The 2,266-nt window shown below is 64.9% G+C and carries 3 protein-coding genes; all 3 read right to left on the bottom strand.

Features of this window, described 5'->3' with window-relative positions:
* Nucleotides 1-165, bottom strand: a 165-nt coding sequence (locus CHC08_RS53165; protein WP_143653723.1) for a nuclear transport factor 2 family protein, incomplete at its 3' end; no start/stop codon positions are given.
* A 93-nt stretch (nucleotides 166-258) separates the two neighbouring features.
* The gene (locus tag CHC08_RS47685; RefSeq protein ID WP_089213949.1) at nucleotides 259-1,188 is read right to left on the bottom strand and encodes a CU044_5270 family protein; all 930 of its coding nucleotides are present in this window, start codon (nucleotides 1,186-1,188) and stop codon (nucleotides 259-261) included.
* Complete coding sequence (locus CHC08_RS47680) at nucleotides 1,181-1,753, bottom strand: RNA polymerase sigma factor (protein WP_089213948.1); 573 nt, start codon at nucleotides 1,751-1,753, stop codon at nucleotides 1,181-1,183. The genes CHC08_RS47685 and CHC08_RS47680 overlap by 8 nt, the downstream gene beginning before the upstream one ends.
* Nucleotides 1,754-2,266: the final 513 nt, after the last annotated feature.

Raw genomic sequence — 2,266 nt, 5'->3', positions numbered from 1 at the left:
GAGGTCCGGAAATCCCTTGAAGAATTGCTCAAAGAGCCACGCGATCTGTTCGCGCCCATCTGCTATTCCTGCGGGAGAGACAAAGATGGCATCTTCGGTAAAGTAATCGAGCAGCCGGTGCACGTCATGGGTGTGGAGTGCCTTCGCTGGACGCCAGGGGCCCATACGTCCGGTTCCGGACGCCGAGCATTGGGGACTCACATGAGCGGGCGTGCTCACACGAGTCCCCGCGCGGCCGGTCGGCGTCCGGGGCCGGGGCTACTCGGGCAGGTGGTCTGTCCACTCGGCGACGATCGATGCGGTTCCGTCCATGAGGAAAAGCCGCCCTCCGCCTTGGGGGACATAGAAGTTCGTGTCACGCACCCACGAAGTCTCCGGATCGACGACCAACCTGACCTGCTCCGATGACAAGGAGACCTGCAGGCCATGCCCGCCCTCGACTGCGCCGAGGCTCTGGACGTTCGGCAGCGAGGCGATCGCCCGGAAGGCTGCGGCGCGGACCTCCGACGAGACCGGCACCTGGCTGATCAGGGAGGTCAGCGCTTCGAAGACGAAGTCGTTCCGGTCGTCTGCGGATGGCTCGCCGGCGCTCGTTCTGATATCGCCGCGCCGCACACCATCGGTGATCTCGATCCGCAACGCGGCCTGTAACGCGGCCGGATCGGCCGGCAACTTCCGGAGCTTCTCAAAGCTTGTCTCGAGCGGCCCCAGCCGGAACGGCTGCGGCCCTGTGAAGTGTTGGATCTTTCCTTCTCCCTTCAGACCCAGGCCCCTGATCCAGGTTTGACCGTCGCGCTGGAACCAGTACTCTTCCCGGCGCTTCTCGAAGACCCTGCCGTTATCGTCCTTGCGCGTCACCGTGACGTGCCAGTACTTACCGGATCCCTCCGGGATCCGCTCTGCGGTCGCGGCGGCCACGAGCAGAACCTGCCGGGCGGACTGCTGCTGCGCCGCGACCGGCGGGCCGCCGGGGGAGCCGGTGGGCAACGTCGCACCCGAGGCGACCACGACCGCGACGGCTGCCGCGACGGCGGTTAGTGTCAGACCGCCTGCCAGCCAGCCGATCCTGCGCCTACGGACTGGGGTACGGCGCATCGCGTTCTGCAGCTGGTGTCGGCGGCGGTCGATCACGTCACGCGACGGCTCCGGCTTGGCCAGCAGGGTGCCGATCTCGTGCAGATCATCCATGGAAAGCCTCCTGATCGATCGCGTTGTGAAGCTTTTTGCGTGCCCGGCTGAGCCGGGAGCCGACCGTGCCGTAGGAGACGCCGAGCGCCTCGGCCACCTCCTGGTGGCTGAGCTGGCCCAAGGACACGAGCATGACGACGTCGCGTTCACCCTGGTTCAGTGCGGCAAGGGCCTTGACCAACTGCGGCTTCATGCGCTCGGCGGTCACCGAGCTGATGACGCGGTTCTCGTGGCTGTCAGGCACGGGCTCGACCCTCACACGAGCCAGTGCCCGGTAATGGCGCGCCTCCTTACGCCGATGCCGAGCCATCAGATTGGTGGCGATGCCGAACAACCAGGGCCGCAGGCTGCCGCGTTCGGGGTTGAACCGTTCACGGTCACGGAAGGCCACACAGAACGTCTCCGCGGCGATGTCCTCGCCCGCCTGCACGTCCAGGCGTCCGGTCGCATACAGGTAGATGTCGCGGAAGTAGCGGTCGTAGACGGCCGTGAACAGCTCTGGGTCCCGCTGGAACCGATCGACAAGCTCGGCGTCATTCACCTGCTCGCGCATCTCGGCGGTCAAGTACTCGTCTCTCTCATGCGAGTGCCTCCGAGTGAGATGGTCAACTGTCATCTACTCTTCGCCGCGAGCCCGGATCACTTTCCCGCGTCATCTGCGCGATATGACACTGGTCGGGAGGCCAAGGGTTGGTCCACTCAGCAGGCCGTTCCGAAGCGGTTTCCCTCATCCGTGACCCCCGAGACCTGCGGACCGTCGACGAGGCGTGAAAAACCGACCCTATGGTGACGACCACGCGAATCCGTTGTGATCGCCCTTCTGACGGATACCCAACGGGCGCGACGCCAGAGCCTCCACCCAGATCGCATTAGCAGCTCGGGGCGTGACCGTTCAGGACAGTCCCACCTGGACCAACTGTCGATGTGAGGTCTTAGGACATCCTTGACGCTTTGGTCTCAGGACATGGTTGACGTCAGCTCGGCTAGAAGCGCACTGAAAATCTTGCTGGTAGAGGGGTGTCTCGAGCCGGGATGCCCCTCATCGCTATGCGCTGGAAGGGCCGATCGCCCAGGTGCC

It is taken from the genome of Streptosporangium subroseum, from assembly GCF_900188345.1.
Taxonomy (GTDB): Bacteria; Actinomycetota; Actinomycetes; order Streptosporangiales; family Streptosporangiaceae; genus Streptosporangium; species Streptosporangium subroseum.
Note: the sequence above shows the minus strand (reverse complement) of the source record. Positions and strands in the feature narration are given on the sequence as shown.